Here is a 14,601-nt window from a genome sequence, read left to right as displayed (position 1 = left end):
CAGGTTACAGCCCTGGCAACGGGGCACCTTCTTCCAGCACTGTGCGGGCCGTAGGGGTAAAAGCTCCATCTGCTTCGTGCAGCACCAGCCCTGCCAGAACACGGGCAGGGCTTTTTACGCCCTTACGGGCCTGCACCAACACAATGCGCGATTCCCGCCCAGCCTTGGGCCAGAAGGGATACAGCGTAACGCCACCAAACCCAGCTTTGCTTAGGCAGAAAATGGCTTGGTCAGCCAAAGCTGCGGGCAGGGCGAGTGTAAGGCTGCCTTTATGGCGCAGGATTCGGGCCGCTCCCGCAATCCATGTAGGTAAAGTATCTGCCCCCATACGCCGGGCCAGATCACGCCGCGGATGCGCCGAAGCCGTGCCTAAAGGGGCATGCCACGGCGGATTCGCCATGCAGTGGTCAAAATATTGTTCGGGCTGTGGCGTATCTGCCAGAAAAACATCGGGAAATGTGGCGTTCAGAATCCTGATATTCTGCTGCTGGTTAGCGGCCATGTTTTGCTGGGCCAAGGCTGCTGTATCGCTTTCTTTTTCCACACCCGTGCCATGAATGGTGGGAATGCGGTGGAGCAGGCAAAGTAGCCCAGCCCCAGCGCCACAGCCAATTTCCAGCACATGCTGGCCTGTGCGGGCCGGTACGGCGGCGGCCATAAGCACGGGTTCCAGCCCGGTGCGGTAGCCTTGCAGAAACTGACTATAGGAGATACGGCCACGCAAAAGCGTTCCGGGAGTGATGGCAAAACGAGCTGGCATGGTTTCCGATGGGAGCTATGTGTCTGGCTGGCTTGAATTCGTAGGCGCTTGACCGTTTTTCAGGTGCCTCGCATATAGAAGAACGTCAACTCATCCCATGGCTGGGGGATAAAACGTTTGGGTGTTGCAATCAGTCTGTCAGAAACAGGCAGAACCACAAGCCAGGATGGATCTGGAGTTTCAGTGAGTAAACCAGGAGAAGCAGGCCTGAAAGCGCTGGCCGATTATCTTGCGTCGGACATGCTTGCCTGCAATCAGGTCATTGTAGACCGTATGCAAAGCCCCGTGGCACTTATACCGCAGCTTGCGGCCCATTTGGTGGCGGCTGGTGGTAAGCGGCTGCGGCCGTTGCTTACTCTGGCTGCGGCCAGAATGTGCGGCTACAACAATCAGGATGGGCGCATGCGGCATGTAGAAATTGCCGCGTGTGTGGAGTTCATTCACACAGCCACGCTGCTGCATGATGATGTGGTGGATGACAGCCAGCTTCGGCGTGGGCTGGCAAGTGCCAATGCCATTTTTGGCAACAAGGCTTCCGTGCTGGTGGGGGATTTCCTGTTTGCGCGGTCTTTCCAGATTCTGACAGCCGATGCCTCGCTGGGTGTGATGGCGATTCTGTCTGCGGCTTCTGCCACGCTGGCGGAAGGTGAGGTCATGCAGATGACCACGCAGAACGATCTCTCCACATCGGTAGATCAGTATTTGCAGGTCATTTACGGCAAAACCGCTGCGCTTTTTGCGGCTGCGTGCGAATCTGGCGCTGTCATTGGTGAAGCTACACCAGAACAGCGTGAAGCATTGCGCATGTATGGCGCCAATTTGGGCATGGCTTTCCAGCTTGTAGATGATGCGCTGGACTATGCGGCAGATCAGGCTACTCTGGGCAAGGAAGTGGGGGATGATTTCCGTGAAGGGAAAGTCACCCTACCTGTCTTGGCAGCTTACGAAGCAGGGAATGAGGAAGACCGCATTTTCTGGCGCCGGGTGATTGAGGAATGTGACCAGCACCCCGGAGATCTGGAAGCAGCGCTGGACCGTATTGCAAAAACAAATGCAATTGGGATTACCCTGAAATGTGCGGAAGATTACGCAGCCAAGGCGCGTGAAAATCTTTCCATGTTCCCGGATGACACATTGAAGAACTTGCTGCTGGAAACCGCCAGCTATTCTGCCAGCCGCGAACGTTAAGGGCGGCTGTATATTAGGGGCTGGCTATTACGGGTGAGTAATAGCTGGCTTCTACTTCATTCACATCTTCCCATAATGCGGCAGCACTAAACCTGTAAGGTTTTAAGTGCGTGAATAGGGCTTGATCATCCGGCAAAGCCGTAAACCATGCGCAGGGGTGTGCGTGAGTTTTCTGTGGCAAATAAGCCAGCAGGTTACAGGTATGCTGCGCCACGGCGGGGGCGGGGTCTAGCCACGTTAAACCGGGTGGAGAGAGCGCACGCAGGCGGTCCAGCACGAAGGTATAATGCGTGCAGCCAAGGCCTACGACATCCAGCCGGTTAGAATCCGGGTGGACAAATAGCCCTTCAATCTCTCGCAAAAGCGTAGAATCAGACACATCTTGCCCACGGAAGGTCAATTCCGCACATCCAGCCAAACCGGGTGCGGCGTGGGCAATAAGTGTGCATTCTGGCGCATAAAGTGTATGGAGGCGAGAAAGGTAAGGCCGGCGCACAGTTGCACGCGTAGCAAGCAGACCGATCACTTTGGTTTGGGTGATGCGTGCTGCCCAGCGTATGGGCGGAACACACCCTACAAAAGGCATATCAGGCCACGCAGCGCGCAGGGCTTCCAGCGCCAATGTGCTGGCCGTGTTGCAGGCCACCACGACAACTTGGGGCTGAAGCCGCCGAATAGCTTGGGAAAGTAAGGAGACGATTCGCTCAATCAGAAAATCGTCGTCCTGTTCGCCATATGGAAAAATGGCGGTGTCGGCCAGATAATCTATGCAGATATCTGGTGCCAGCGCTTGAATGGCCCTGACAATACCCAGCCCCCCAATTCCGGAATCAAACGCCAGAATATGCCGGGGGCCGGACAGGGCAGGGCCATCTATCTGCACCGTTTTATTTATCCTTGTTGGCTTTAAATGCAGCCGCTTCTTCCAAGGTGCCAACACCACCGTGGCGGGCAGACCAAGCACAAGGATCTTCCAGAAAACGCCGTACTTCAGATGCAGCTTCTTCAGAGAAGTATGGCCGTGTGGAGCATGCTTCTAGCACATCCCACCATGTGCACAGGGCGTGCAGAGAGACGTTCATTTCTGCCAGCGTGTTCTGTGCGCCGGGGAAAACGCCGTAATAGAACACAACAAATGCGTGGTTGATAATGGCGCCCGCATTGCGCAGAGCGTTGGCAAACTGCACTTTGGAGCCACCATCGGTTGTCAGATCTTCTACCAGCAGGGTGCGCATGTTTTCGGGCACATCGCCTTCAATCTGGGCGTTGCGGCCAAAACCTTTTGGCTTTTTGCGCACATAAGCCATTGGCAGCATCATGCGGTCTGCCATCCATGCGGCAAACGGAATACCTGCGGTTTCACCACCCACAACGGCATCCAGGCTTTCATACCCAACGTGGCGGCCGATTTTTTCCACCCCAAGTTCCATAATTTTGGCACGGGCGCGGGGGAAGAAGATAATGCGGCGGCAATCAATATAGACGGGGGATTTCCAGCCAGAAGTCAGGGTGTAGGGGTCTTCTGGGCGGAAATTTACGGCTTTGATTTCCAGCAGCAGGCGTGCGGTGGTCAGGGCCGCGTCGCGGTCCCAGTCGCTGGTCTCAGCGGGGTGGGCAGAGGCCACGCCTGAGGGTGATGTCATGTGCGCATGTCCTTGAATTTGGCGGTTGTCTATATATGTTTGGAATAACGCCGCAGGCTTGGAAAATCCATGCCTGATATGGCAGTTTTCCTGCATATGCATGCCAGATAAAGACGTGAGCAGCATATGGGTGAAAAACTTGTGATGTTCAAAAGCCCCGGAATTGATTTTTGCACCTTGCTTATATGGCAGATGTAGCGTTTAATCATCTCCAGTTAAGATTGATTATCAGTTAAGGAATATGCCGTGGCCGCCGAAGCTAATCGTATCGCGCGCAAGTGTGAGCGGGCCGTTATAACGGCTTACAAGGAACTGCGCGAAGTGGGGACAGCAGATGTTACGGCATTTAATGCCTGCACCACCCTGTACCGCATTCATCATCCTGAAGCATCAGTGAATGAGGCACGCCGCCTTGTGTCCGAATGGATTGATCATCATGTTGTCCGCATGGATTCCGGGCCAACCAAAGGGTGTGATTGCAACTAACGCACCAAGGGCATAGCCCGATGTAATCAGACGCATGTCCCGCAAGGGCATGCGTTTTTTTATGCCCGCATGTTTTATGTGTGTTTTGTGCCTGTTGAAAAGCAGAGCAAACAAAAAGCCGGTCTCCCTTAAGGAAAACCGGCTTTTTGGAGTTTAGGCGCTTTTAGCGTTTGGCAAGCGGCACATAGTCACGCTGCGGTGCGCCAATATAAAGCTGGCGGGGGCGGCTGATACGCTGGCCCGGTTCTTCAATCATTTCCTTCCACTGGCTAACCCAGCCGGTGGTACGGGCTACGGCAAACAGCACGGTGAACATGCTGGTGGGGATGCCCATAGCCTTGAGAATGATGCCGGAGTAGAAATCCACATTCGGGTAGAGCTTGCGCTGCACGAAGTAATCATCACTCAGGGCAATTCTTTCCAGCTCAACAGCAAGATCCAGCAGCGGATCATCCTTAATGCCCAGTTCTGTCAGAACTTCGTGGCAGGTCTGCTGCATGATCTTCGCGCGCGGGTCGAAGTTTTTGTAAACGCGGTGGCCAAAGCCCATCAGCTTCACGCCGCTGTTCTTGTCTTTTACCTGCGCAATAAAGGCGGGGATGTTTTCCTTTTTGCCAATATGCGCCAGCATTTTCAGTACGGCTTCATTGGCGCCACCGTGAGCAGGTCCCCACAGGGCGGCAATGCCCGCAGCAATACATGCAAATGGATTGGCACCCGTAGAACCGGCAAGGCGCACGGTGGAGGTAGAAGCATTCTGTTCATGATCGGCATGCAGGATCAGAATCCGGTTCATGGCACGGGCCAGAACAGGGTTGACCTTGTAAGGTTCGGACATGCGCGCGAACATCATGGACAGGAAGTTTTCTGCGTAGTTCAGATCATTCCGCGGATAGATAAAGGCTTCGCCCTGCGTGTATTTGTAAGCCCATGCCGCAATGGTTGGGATTTTGGCAATCAGCCGCATGGCTGCCAGATCCCGGTTGGCGGGAATGGCAATATCGTTGGCATCTGGGTAGAAGGCGGACAAAGCCCCAACCGTGCCGCACAGAATGGCCATTGGGTGGGCATCACGCCGGAAGCCGTTAAAGAAGTTACGGATCTGCTCGTGCAGCAGCGTATGGTTTGTAAGAGTGTTGGTGAAGGTGTCGTACTGTGCCTTGTTAGGCAGTTCACCATTCAGAAGCAGGTAGATAACTTCTTCATAGGAAGCATTTTCCGCCAGCTGGGCAATGGGGTAACCACGGTGCAGCAGAACGCCCTTGTCACCATCAATAAAGGTAATTTTGCTGTTGCAGGCGGCGGTTTCCCCGTAACCTGGGTCAAACGTGAAAACGCCCAGTTGCGCAGGAAGTTTGCGGATGTCGACAACATCCGGTCCCAGAGTGCCTGAAAGCACAGGCATTTCGGCGGACTTCCCACCAACCGAAATGGTAGCGGTAGATAGCTTACCTTCTTTCTGCGACGCGCTCATTAGTGTTTCCTTTTGCATGTTTGGGCCACGGTCGCTGCTGCGGCCTGCTCGTTCCACTTTGTCACCTATTCAAAAGGAAACCGGAAGATTGCCGGCGATAAACGAAGCGTTATCGGAACGGAGTATGCTTGGAAAACCACAGTTTTTTGGGATTAGGGTCGCGCGAATGTGTGCAAATGCATGCTTTGGCCATCGCACATTTGCCAGCGTGTCATATCCGGCAATGTGTCGCTTCCATACATTTCAAAAATAGCAACGGCTCCTGGCGCGAATCCCTGGTCCAGTTCACTGGCCTGCATGTCTAAGTGGTGGGCTAATAAGGAAATACCCGGATTATGCCCCACCATCAGCACGGTAAAAGCTGAATCGGGCACTTGCTGAATACGTGCCAACAAAGCCTCGGGCGTGGCTTCGTAAATATCTGCACAGTAATCTGGAGCGGGAAGCGTAGCAGGTAGAGCCGCCAGGGCACCTGCCAAGGTCTGCCGCGTGCGTAAGGCCGGGCTACATATAATGCTATCAGGAACAATACTATGCGCTGCCAGCCACTGCCCGCAGCGGCGTGCCGCCTCTTGCCCCACAGGTGTAAGGGGGCGGTTCATATCAGCTTCGGCGCTGAAATCTCCTAACAGGGCGGAAGCCGCTTCAGCATGGCGAAGCAGAACAAGGCGGCGCATGCGTGGGCCTTACGCTTTGGGGGCTGCGGCTGTTTGCCGTGCAATGGCTTCATGATGCCGGATAACTTCATGGATAATGAAGTTCAGAAACTTTTCAGCAAAGTCCGGGGCCAGATGTGCATCTTCTGCCAGTTTGCGCAGGCGGGCAATCTGCTGGGCCTCACGCGCAGGGTCTGCCGGCGGCATGTTGTAGCGTGCTTTAAGCGCCCCCACGGCCTTGGTGCAGCGGAAACGTTCCGCGAGCATGGAAACTAGGGCGGAATCGATATTATCAATGCTGCGGCGCAGGTCCTGAAGGGCCTGAGTGGGGGAGATGGACTGGTCGTCTGTCACGGTCATGCTGTTCCGGTTCTGTCAGAATATGCACCAGCGCCTGTAAAATGCGCTGTGGTTGGTAAAGTCTGTTCAGGCTTTTTCCACAAAAGGTGGGGGCAGGTCTAGCCATGCCAGATGTCCCCCTTTACCCGCACCCGTATCTACAAAAATAGCCTGCCCGCCAGAACGGCCAGGAATGGCCAGCGGGCAACCATTGGTGGAGCGCTGATCATGCCCGCAATAGATGGTGTATCCGGCTGGAATAGTGTTTACCCAGTTAAGTGTGCGTTCGGGGTATCCATCTGGCTGCATGCGGTTTGTGGTTTCCCCAAACAATGCGCGGGAAAGCAGGTAGGTCACGCGGCCCAACGGTGGTGGAGGTGGCTCCATCAACATACGTGGGTCAAACGCGCCGTGTACAAAAACGGTCTGGCCCATTACCAGCCACGCGGGGGCGTTTTCCAGCACAGGTAAAAGGGCATGCAGCACATCTGTGTTTTCTGGCCGGTAAAGCTGCGCCAGCGTGTCTTCCAGATGAGGGGTAGAGCGCAAACGCTTGCCCATAAGGGCGCGGCCAAGTTTGCGGTCATGGTTGCCAATTAAGAACAGGCCACGTCTTTCGTGCATCACCTGCAACATCAGCCGCAAGACACCTGCGCTGTCTGGCCCGTAATCTACCAGATCACCTAGCTGAATCACAAAGCGGTCTGTGGCAACGGCGTGGCGGAAAGCGTCCAGATCTCCATGCACGTCCCCCACAATGCGGAGTCCGTTTCGCATTGCATCTTTCACGTTTCCGTCAGGGGGAAGCAGCTCAAGCATGGTGTTTTAATCCGTTATTTCCTTACTTCCATGTAGGCTTTTCGAGATCAAACAGGAACTGGAACAGCAAGTTTTTTTTCATTTACCTCCAGATCATGCACAAGTATGTGACGCGCCAGCACGATCTGTTTGCGCTTACGTTATACGGGCAATCGGGTTTTTGAAAAAACAGCCTGAAACGGAAGGATAACATGCCACAGGTAGAAGAATGTGTTGGAGCAGCTTCAAACAGTTGCAGCGGTGTCTTCTTGGTGGTCTGTGCTTTCGGGAATTCGGAACAGTTTGAAAAAGAACAGGAAGCCCTCTCATGACAGAGCGCATTCGGAACGTCGCGCTGCGCAGTAAAGTATGTCCGGCAGAAACCGCATCCGAGTTGATCAAACACGGTGATGTGGTGGGCACCAGTGGTTTTACTGGTGCAGGCTACCCCAAGGAAGTACCCAAGGCGCTGGCCCGCCGGATGGAGGCTGCGCATGATCGGGGTGAGAAATACCAGATCAGCCTGATTACGGGTGCCTCTACCGGCCCGCAGCTGGATGGTGAGCTGGCAAAGGCCAACGGGGTTTATTTCCGTTCACCATTCAATACGGATGCCACCATGCGCAACCGTATCAATGCGGGTGAAACAGAATATTTTGATAACCATCTGGGGCAGGTGGCTGGCCGTGCCATTCAGGGCAATTACGGCAAGTTCAACATTGCTCTGGTGGAAGCGACAGCCATTACGGAAGATGGCGGCATTGTGCCCACATCTTCTGTTGGTAACTCCCAGACATTCCTCAATCTGGCTGACAAGGTCATTATTGAAGTGAATGAATGGCAGAACCCGGCGCTGGAAGGCATTCATGATATTTGGGATGGCAACGTAAGTGGTGCGCCAACGCGTGATATTGTGCCAATTGTGCGGGCAGACCAGCGTGTGGGCGGCACGGTTTTACGTGTAAACCCGGACAAGATTGCCGCCATTGTGCGCACGAATGATCGGGACAGAAATGCCCCCTTTGCTGCGCCGGATGATACAGCCAAGGCCATTGCGGGCTATCTGCTTGATTTTTTTGGGCATGAAGTCAAACAGAACCGTCTGCCGCCATCACTTCTGCCGCTTCAGTCTGGCGTAGGCAACGTGGCCAACGCCGTACTGGAAGGGCTGAAGGAAGGCCCGTTTGAAAATCTGGTAGGGTATAGTGAGGTTATTCAGGATGGCATGTTGGCCATGCTGGATTCTGGCCGCATGCGCATTGCCTCTGCCACGTCTTTCTCACTCAGCCCGGAAGCGGCGGAAGAAATTAACAACCGTATGGATTTCTTCCGGAGCAAGATCATTCTGCGCCAGCAGGATGTCAGCAACAGCCCCGGTATTATCCGCCGTTTAGGGTGCATTGCCATGAACGGCATGATTGAGGCGGATATTTACGGCAACGTAAACTCCACCCGCGTGATGGGCTCCAAGATGATGAATGGTATTGGCGGTTCGGGTGACTTTGCCCGGAGTTCCTACCTCTCCATCTTCCTGTCTCCCTCCACGGCCAAAGGTGGCAAAATTTCTGCCATTGTGCCTATGGCCGCGCATGTGGACCACATCATGCAGGATGCGCAGATTTTCGTAACCGAGCAGGGTCTGGCAGATTTGCGTGGGCTTTCACCCGTGCAGCGTGCGCGTGAAATTATTTCCAAATGTGCACACCCGGATTACCGGCCAATGCTGCAGGATTACTTTGACCGCGCGCTCAAGAACTCCTTTGGCAAGCATACGCCACACCTGCTGACGGAAGCTCTTTCCTGGCATCAGCGGTTTATTGAAACAGGCTCCATGATGCCTGCTTAAAATGAAGGAGAGGGGCAGGTTTTCTGCCTCTTTTTTTCAGGCTTCTTCCTGCATCTTCTCATGTGAGGTGGGAAGAAGCCTTTTTATGCTCAGCTCTTGTTGGCTGTTGTATCGGCCAGCTGCGTAGGCTGCTGCGTAATCATGATATCTACGGGCCGTTCAGCTAGAAACTCGCTGGTGGAGCCTTTGGGAGCACCCGGATTATCCGTAATAATGGCTTCGGCATCGCGGTGCGTTAGCGCAAACAGGTGCGGGGTGGCGGAGGGTGAAAGATACGCGGCATAAGGGTGGCGGCCAGCCAGCTTATGGGCAGCATAGGCATCCCGCTCGGAATTGACGGGAATGGCAACCATAATTTTGGAATCGGCATGCAGAACGGTTTCTGTGTCCTTATGGTCTGAAGGCACCAGAATAACTCTGTCCCGCATCCGGGTTTTGCGCACCAGTTTCACCACATTATCTGCACTGGCACTGTTGATATCCAGCATGAGCAATGTGTTGGAGTGGTGGGCAGAGGCCAGCACGCCTTCCAGCTCGTTAGAGCCGGGTTCCACCATAACGCGCCCATCTGGCCCATTGGCAAGTTCCAGCCGCAGCATGGAAGGCACGCCATCATGCGGGGAGGAGGTGGAAACCGGGGTGGTTACAAGCCCTGTGCCCGGCGTGCAAACAATCAGCCCGTGGTGGATGCGTGCCATAATGCCATAGGCCTTGGAGTGTTGCACAACCAGCGTTGTACCCACTGCCACGCACAGCCCAACAGCCAGAGCGATCTTTTTAAAGCAGCCACGAGAAGACTTGCTGCTCTGTTGCACAGAGATGTCAGCCGCCTTTTCAGGATGCGACATTCGGTTCTTCCTTAATCATTCTGGCCAGCCATGGAAGCAGCCCGTGCCAGATCAACTGAAAGCACGCGGCTTACGCCTCGCTCCTGCATGGTGACACCAAACAGGTGGTCCATATGGGCCATAGTTAACTGATGGTGGGTTACCACCAGAAAACGGGTTCCCGCTTCGGTTACCATATCACCAAGTAGGGCGCTAAAGCGGCCCACATTGGCATCATCCAGCGGTGCGTCCACTTCATCAAGAACGCATACTGGTGCAGGGTTACAGCGGAAAACCGCGAAAATCAATGACAATGCGGTTAAAGCTTGTTCACCCCCCGAAAGCAGAGAAAGTGTAGCAAGCTTTTTGCCTGGCGGCTGGGCGTAAATTTCCAGCCCGGCTTCCAGCGGATCATCACTCCCCACCAGCCCCAGATGTGCCCGCCCGCCGCCAAACATGCGGGTGAACAAAGATTGGAAGTGGTGATCTACCTGCGTGAACACAGCCATCAGCCGTTCACGCCCTTCTTTATTTAGTGTGCCGATGGAGCCACGCAAGCGGCTGATGGCCGCTTCAAGGTCAGCAATCTCATCTGCCAGCGTGCGCGCTTGGGTAGAGGCTTCTTCTGCTTCAATTTCTGCACGCAGGTTAACCGGCCCCATATCTTCGCGTTCACGCGTGAGGCGAGAGATCTTACGGCGCAGGGAGCTTTCGGCAGCTTCTGTCAGATCCCCCGTGGGTTGGCGCGGCGGGGTGGGGGTATCTGCCAAAAGCTGATCCAGAATAGCCTGTGCCTGTTCACTTTTGGCATCGGCTTTCAGCAGGTTTTCACGTGCTGTGTTTAGCTCGGCTTCTGTGCGGCGGCGCTGTTCATTGGCGGCATTTAAGGCAGATTCGGCTTCAGCGCGTATTTTATCGGCCTGTGCGTAGGCTTCTTCAGCCTCTTCCAATGCTGAAAGGGTTTGCTGCTTCTGGCGTTGCGCTTCGGCCGGAAGTTCTGAAACCTTGGTGTGTTCATTGCGTGCCGCTTCCACGCGCTGGGCTGCATTTTCAGCTTCTGCGTTAGCTGTGGCGGCGCGTTGGCTCCATTCTTCTTCTGCAGCCACAAGAGATGTCAGGCGTGTTTCCAGCGTTGAGGCTTCAGCCTGCAGCGTGGCGCGCAGTTCTCGCGTGGCTTCTAGCTGGCTTGTAAGGGCCGCGCGTTGCGTGTGCAGATGGGCAAGCGTTTCTTCGGCATCTTGCGGCAGGGCGATTGCTGTTTGGGCTTCTGTTTGTGTGGCGGTTGAGAGTTTGTCTTGTGCGTCCTGCTGCTCTTGCTGCAATTCTTCTAGCCGAGGGGTCAGAGCGGCAATGCGGCTGCGCAGCGTAAGGGCCTGCTCCTGCATTTTTTGCTGCTGCTGTGTGCTGGCTTGGGCCGCCTGTTCAGCTTGGGCAAAGGCGGATGAGGCCGCTTGAAAAGCCTGTTGCGCCTGTTCCAGATTATCTTGTGCGTCTTTCAGGGCCGCGGCTGTGGCATTTTCTGTTTGAGCAGATGTTAAGCGTTGCTCAAGTTCAAGAACATTGGCTTCTTCCGCTTCCAGATTCTGGCGTAGGCGCTGGCGTTCTGGAGCAAGCGTTTCCAGTCGCGTTGTGGCGGCTGTGTGCTGGTTTTCTGTTTGGGTCTGTTTTTGCTGGACGCGTTGGAAGGTCTGTTCCGCCAGTTTAAGGGCTGTGCGGCAGTCCTGCTCCGTTTTTTGCGCGGCTGTATGCTGTTCCCGCGCAGTGGTGAGAGCTTGCTGAAAGTTTTGCGCCGGAGGTAAGGCCTGTTGTGCTGCCGTAGCGGTAGCCAAGGCCGATTCAGCCTCGGTTTTAGCAGCAAGCGCGCGCTCCTGTTGGGGGCGGAGCGCATCTAACCTTGCCCGGAAAGACGTGTGTTGGCGTTCTAGCTCGGATTCCTGCGTGCGGGCTTTTTGCAGGCTCTGTTCCAGCTTGCTGCGCTCTATGCGTTGTTCCTGAGCCTGTTTTTCTCCGGCGTGCACGTTGGTGCGGGCGGCTACGGCTTTTTCTTCGGCTTGCGGAACGTGCTGTTCCATTTCTGCAATACGGGCCGAGGTTTCACGCAGAATACGGCGTTGGGCCAACCTGCGGGCAGAGGAATCGGGTTCACCCGCGCGGGTGTAAAAGCCATCCCACCGCCATAAATCCCCTGCGCGAGAGACCAGGCATTGCCCCGGCAGAAGGTGTGCCTGCAAACTGGCACCATCTGTGCCATCGGGTACAACGCCAGTATATGCCAGCACCCTGTTCAGTTCTGGCGGTGCGGTAATAACGGATTTAAGGGCAACAGCTTTGCCGGGCAGAGGTGCGGCAGTTGCATCTTTTAGCAAATGCCAGCCACGGGGGGCATTGTCTGCTGCGGGGGCATCCAGCTCATCTGTGAGTGCTACAGCCAGCGCAACTTCATATTCCTCGGGAACGGTGATCTGCGCGGATATGGGTTCAGCCGAGGCTTCTTTCTCATTCCCCAACGCTTCGGCCAAGCCTTCAGCTTGCGCGCGTAGGCGGGTAAGTTCGGCATGCAGGGTGGTAAGCTGCTGCTGTGTTTGTGTTTGTTCCTGCCGGTGTTGTTGCAGGTTATGTTCGGTTGTTTCCAGCGCCTGCACAACTTTTTGCAGGGCCTGTTCTTGCGTGGTGCGTTGTTCCCGCGCTTGCTTCAGCGCATCTTCTGGCGGGGCTTCTGCCAGTGTTTTTTCCAGCGCCTGCGTGAGGGTCTGGGCTTCCTGCGTTGCGCGTTTAAGAGAGGATTCGGCGGCCCGCAGGGTGTTTTCTGCATTGCGGCGCTGGGCTTCGGCTTCCTGCGCGGCGCGGCTGGCATCTGTTAGGGCTGTGTTGGTGTTCAGCCGTTCTGTTTCGGCTTTTTCCAGTGCGTCACGCGCAGCCTGCACGGCTTGGGCGGCAGCATCGGTTTCCTGCTTGAGTTGAAGCCGGATGCTTTCATCAACCAAAGCGGCAAGTGTATCGGCATGGCGTTTTTCCGCTTGGGCCAGATCAGCCTTGAGGGAAACAAGCCGCGTGCGCGCCTGTTCCAGCGTGCGGCGGAGTTCGGTTAGCGCTTGCTCCGCAGCCTGCGCGTTATTGCGCGCAACGGAAAGTGCGACATTGCATTCAGACCGTGTGCGTTCTGCCGTATCCAGTGTGGTTTTGGCGTTCTGGAAAGCGGCTTGGGCATCTTCTACAGCTTTTTGTGTAGCCTGAATGGCCTCTGCATCCGGCAGTTGCTGCTCTAGCGATGCAAGCTCAGCCTGTAATGCTGTGTATGCTGCCGCAATACGGGCATGGTGGTTTTGTGCTACCGTCAGATTTTCGGCTGCGCGATCATGTGCCGCGCGCGCTGTGTTGAGTTCGGCGGTAAGCTGGGCAAGTTTCTGCTCTGTTTCTGCCAGCTCTTTGGCCAATGCCTGCTGCTTTGCCTCTGCTTCTGCCGTGCGCGTAGGCAGTGAGGTAATGGCGGCTTCTGTTTCTGCTTTTTCGGCCTTCAGGCGTTCAAGCGTTGCTGTGGCATCATCTAGACGGGTTTTGGCTGCGTCTGCATCGGCCTCATGCTGTTTTAGGCGTTCTGCGGCATCATTGGCCTGTGTGGCGGCGCGTTCTTCTTCCCGTGCAACGCCTTCGGCCAATACGCGGCACCGTTCCAGCGCGGTGCGGGCAGCATCGGCTTTTTCTCTGGCGCCGGGTAAAACCTTGTTGGCTTCAAATTCGGCAACCACAGCACTTTCTGCGGCTTCTTCATGCTCGGTCAGGGCCTTGCGGGCGCGGGCGGCGTTATCAATGGTGCGCTCTACAGCCAGCCGAGCGCGGGCATGCAGCACGGCCAGAAGTTCTGTTTCGGCTTCTCGCAACGCGGCGGAAAGTTCACGGTAACGGCTGGCATCGCGGGATTGTTCGGCCAGTCCATCCAACCTGTCTGAAAGTTGCTGGCGGCGGTCTTCTGCGCGTGTCAGGTTGGATTCTGTGGCACGCAGTTTGAGTTCCGCTTCATGCCTGCGGGCATGCAGGCCGGTAATGCCTGCGGCTTCTTCCAAAATGGTGCGGCGTTCTTCTGGCCGCGCGCCAACCAGCATGGCCACGCGGCCTTGGCTGACCATGGCAGAAGAGCGTGCGCCAGATGCCAGATCGGCAAACAGGGTTTGCACATCTCGCGCACGTACGGGGCGGCCATTTATGCGGTAATCACTGCCAGACCCGCGTTCTGCCCGACGGGTAATCTGCAGTTCGTCCATATCTGCAAAGGCAGCGGGGCCAAAGCCCTTGGTGCCTTCCAGCGTAACAGTAACTTCGGCTAAAGATCGGGCAGGGCGGCCCGTGGTGCCTGCAAAAATAAGATCATCCATTTCCCCCCCACGGAGGGAACGTGCGGACGATTCACCCATCACCCAGCGCAGGGCTTCTACCACATTGGATTTGCCACACCCATTGGGGCCGACAATGCCTGTCAGCCCGGGCAGGATTTCCACCGTTACCGGATCCGCAAAACTTTTGAATCCGACAATGCGCAGACGAACGAAACGAACTGTCATGCAGGTATAGGGCGCGGGCTCAGGACAA

12 protein-coding genes are annotated in these 14,601 nt (G+C 55.6%); 3 read left to right on the top strand and 9 right to left on the bottom strand.

Annotation, left to right across the window (positions count from 1 at the left end; translation table 11 throughout):
- Positions 1-4: 4 nt before the first annotated feature.
- On the bottom strand, positions 5-760 hold the full coding sequence (locus ABNV41_RS06045; protein ID WP_050819644.1) for a tRNA1(Val) (adenine(37)-N6)-methyltransferase: 756 nt from the start codon (positions 758-760) through the stop codon (positions 5-7).
- A 117-nt stretch (positions 761-877) separates the two neighbouring features.
- On the opposite strand from ABNV41_RS06045, the gene ABNV41_RS06040 reads away from it, so the two are divergent.
- Positions 878-1,948, top strand: a complete 1,071-nt coding sequence (locus tag ABNV41_RS06040; RefSeq protein ID WP_050819645.1) for a polyprenyl synthetase family protein — start codon at positions 878-880, stop codon at positions 1,946-1,948.
- A 13-nt stretch (positions 1,949-1,961) separates the two neighbouring features.
- Here ABNV41_RS06040 and ABNV41_RS06035 read toward each other — a convergent pair whose 3' ends face one another.
- Positions 1,962-2,831 carry a glutamate racemase gene (locus tag ABNV41_RS06035; protein WP_050819646.1) on the bottom strand — a complete coding sequence of 290 codons (870 nt, stop codon included), beginning with the start codon at positions 2,829-2,831 and terminating at the stop codon, positions 1,962-1,964.
- 4 nt (positions 2,832-2,835) lie between these two features.
- Positions 2,836-3,591, bottom strand: coding sequence for an orotate phosphoribosyltransferase (locus tag ABNV41_RS06030; RefSeq protein WP_012812827.1), 756 nt, complete (start codon positions 3,589-3,591; stop codon positions 2,836-2,838).
- A 246-nt stretch (positions 3,592-3,837) separates the two neighbouring features.
- On the opposite strand from ABNV41_RS06030, the gene ABNV41_RS06025 reads away from it, so the two are divergent.
- Positions 3,838-4,077, top strand: a complete 240-nt coding sequence (locus ABNV41_RS06025; RefSeq protein ID WP_003622965.1) for a hypothetical protein — start codon at positions 3,838-3,840, stop codon at positions 4,075-4,077.
- Between the two features lie 163 nt (positions 4,078-4,240).
- On the opposite strand, the gene gltA is transcribed toward ABNV41_RS06025, so the two are convergent.
- From gltA to ABNV41_RS06005, 4 genes are all read right to left on the bottom strand, one after another.
- On the bottom strand, positions 4,241-5,551 hold the full coding sequence (gltA, locus tag ABNV41_RS06020; protein WP_012812828.1) for a citrate synthase: 1,311 nt from the start codon (positions 5,549-5,551) through the stop codon (positions 4,241-4,243).
- A 152-nt stretch (positions 5,552-5,703) separates the two neighbouring features.
- Positions 5,704-6,228 (bottom strand): histidine phosphatase family protein, encoded by a 525-nt coding sequence (locus ABNV41_RS06015; protein WP_050819647.1) that lies wholly within the window; start codon positions 6,226-6,228, stop codon positions 5,704-5,706.
- 9 nt (positions 6,229-6,237) lie between these two features.
- Complete coding sequence (locus ABNV41_RS06010) at positions 6,238-6,567, bottom strand: chorismate mutase (RefSeq protein ID WP_349935065.1); 330 nt, start codon at positions 6,565-6,567, stop codon at positions 6,238-6,240.
- A gap of 66 nt (positions 6,568-6,633) precedes the next feature.
- Positions 6,634-7,365: a metallophosphoesterase gene (locus tag ABNV41_RS06005; RefSeq protein ID WP_050819649.1), complete on the bottom strand. Its 732-nt coding sequence runs from the start codon at positions 7,363-7,365 to the stop codon at positions 6,634-6,636.
- A 307-nt stretch (positions 7,366-7,672) separates the two neighbouring features.
- On the opposite strand from ABNV41_RS06005, the gene ABNV41_RS06000 reads away from it, so the two are divergent.
- Positions 7,673-9,190, top strand: coding sequence for an acetyl-CoA hydrolase/transferase family protein (locus ABNV41_RS06000; RefSeq protein WP_003628680.1), 1,518 nt, complete (start codon positions 7,673-7,675; stop codon positions 9,188-9,190).
- 89 nt (positions 9,191-9,279) lie between these two features.
- Here ABNV41_RS06000 and ABNV41_RS05995 read toward each other — a convergent pair whose 3' ends face one another.
- Complete coding sequence (locus ABNV41_RS05995) at positions 9,280-10,038, bottom strand: hypothetical protein (protein ID WP_050819650.1); 759 nt, start codon at positions 10,036-10,038, stop codon at positions 9,280-9,282.
- An 11-nt stretch (positions 10,039-10,049) separates the two neighbouring features.
- Positions 10,050-14,573 carry an AAA family ATPase gene (locus tag ABNV41_RS05990; RefSeq protein ID WP_050819651.1) on the bottom strand — a complete coding sequence of 1,508 codons (4,524 nt, stop codon included), beginning with the start codon at positions 14,571-14,573 and terminating at the stop codon, positions 10,050-10,052.
- Positions 14,574-14,601: the final 28 nt, after the last annotated feature.

It is taken from the genome of Acetobacter sp. A11-2 (assembly GCF_040208445.1).
Lineage (GTDB): Bacteria > Pseudomonadota > Alphaproteobacteria > Acetobacterales > Acetobacteraceae > Acetobacter > Acetobacter oryzoeni.
The sequence above is the reverse complement of the archived record's forward strand: the minus strand, read 5'-3'. Positions and strand labels throughout refer to the sequence as shown.

Excerpts from the sequence above, each read along its gene's own strand:
- ABNV41_RS06010 (WP_349935065.1), bottom strand. The coding sequence starts at position 6,567 with ATGACCGTGACAGACGACCAGTCCATCTCCCCCACTCAGGCCCTTCAG.
- ABNV41_RS05995 (WP_050819650.1), bottom strand. The coding sequence starts at position 10,038 with ATGTCGCATCCTGAAAAGGCGGCTGACATCTCTGTGCAACAGAGCAGC.
- ABNV41_RS06030 (WP_012812827.1), bottom strand. The coding sequence starts at position 3,591 with ATGACATCACCCTCAGGCGTGGCCTCTGCCCACCCCGCTGAGACCAGC.
- ABNV41_RS05990 (WP_050819651.1), bottom strand. The coding sequence starts at position 14,573 with ATGACAGTTCGTTTCGTTCGTCTGCGCATTGTCGGATTCAAAAGTTTT.
- ABNV41_RS06005 (WP_050819649.1), bottom strand. The coding sequence starts at position 7,365 with ATGCTTGAGCTGCTTCCCCCTGACGGAAACGTGAAAGATGCAATGCGA.
- ABNV41_RS06045 (WP_050819644.1), bottom strand. The coding sequence starts at position 760 with ATGCCAGCTCGTTTTGCCATCACTCCCGGAACGCTTTTGCGTGGCCGT.
- gltA (WP_012812828.1), bottom strand. The coding sequence starts at position 5,551 with ATGAGCGCGTCGCAGAAAGAAGGTAAGCTATCTACCGCTACCATTTCG.
- ABNV41_RS06015 (WP_050819647.1), bottom strand. The coding sequence starts at position 6,228 with ATGCGCCGCCTTGTTCTGCTTCGCCATGCTGAAGCGGCTTCCGCCCTG.
- ABNV41_RS06000 (WP_003628680.1), top strand. The coding sequence starts at position 7,673 with ATGACAGAGCGCATTCGGAACGTCGCGCTGCGCAGTAAAGTATGTCCG.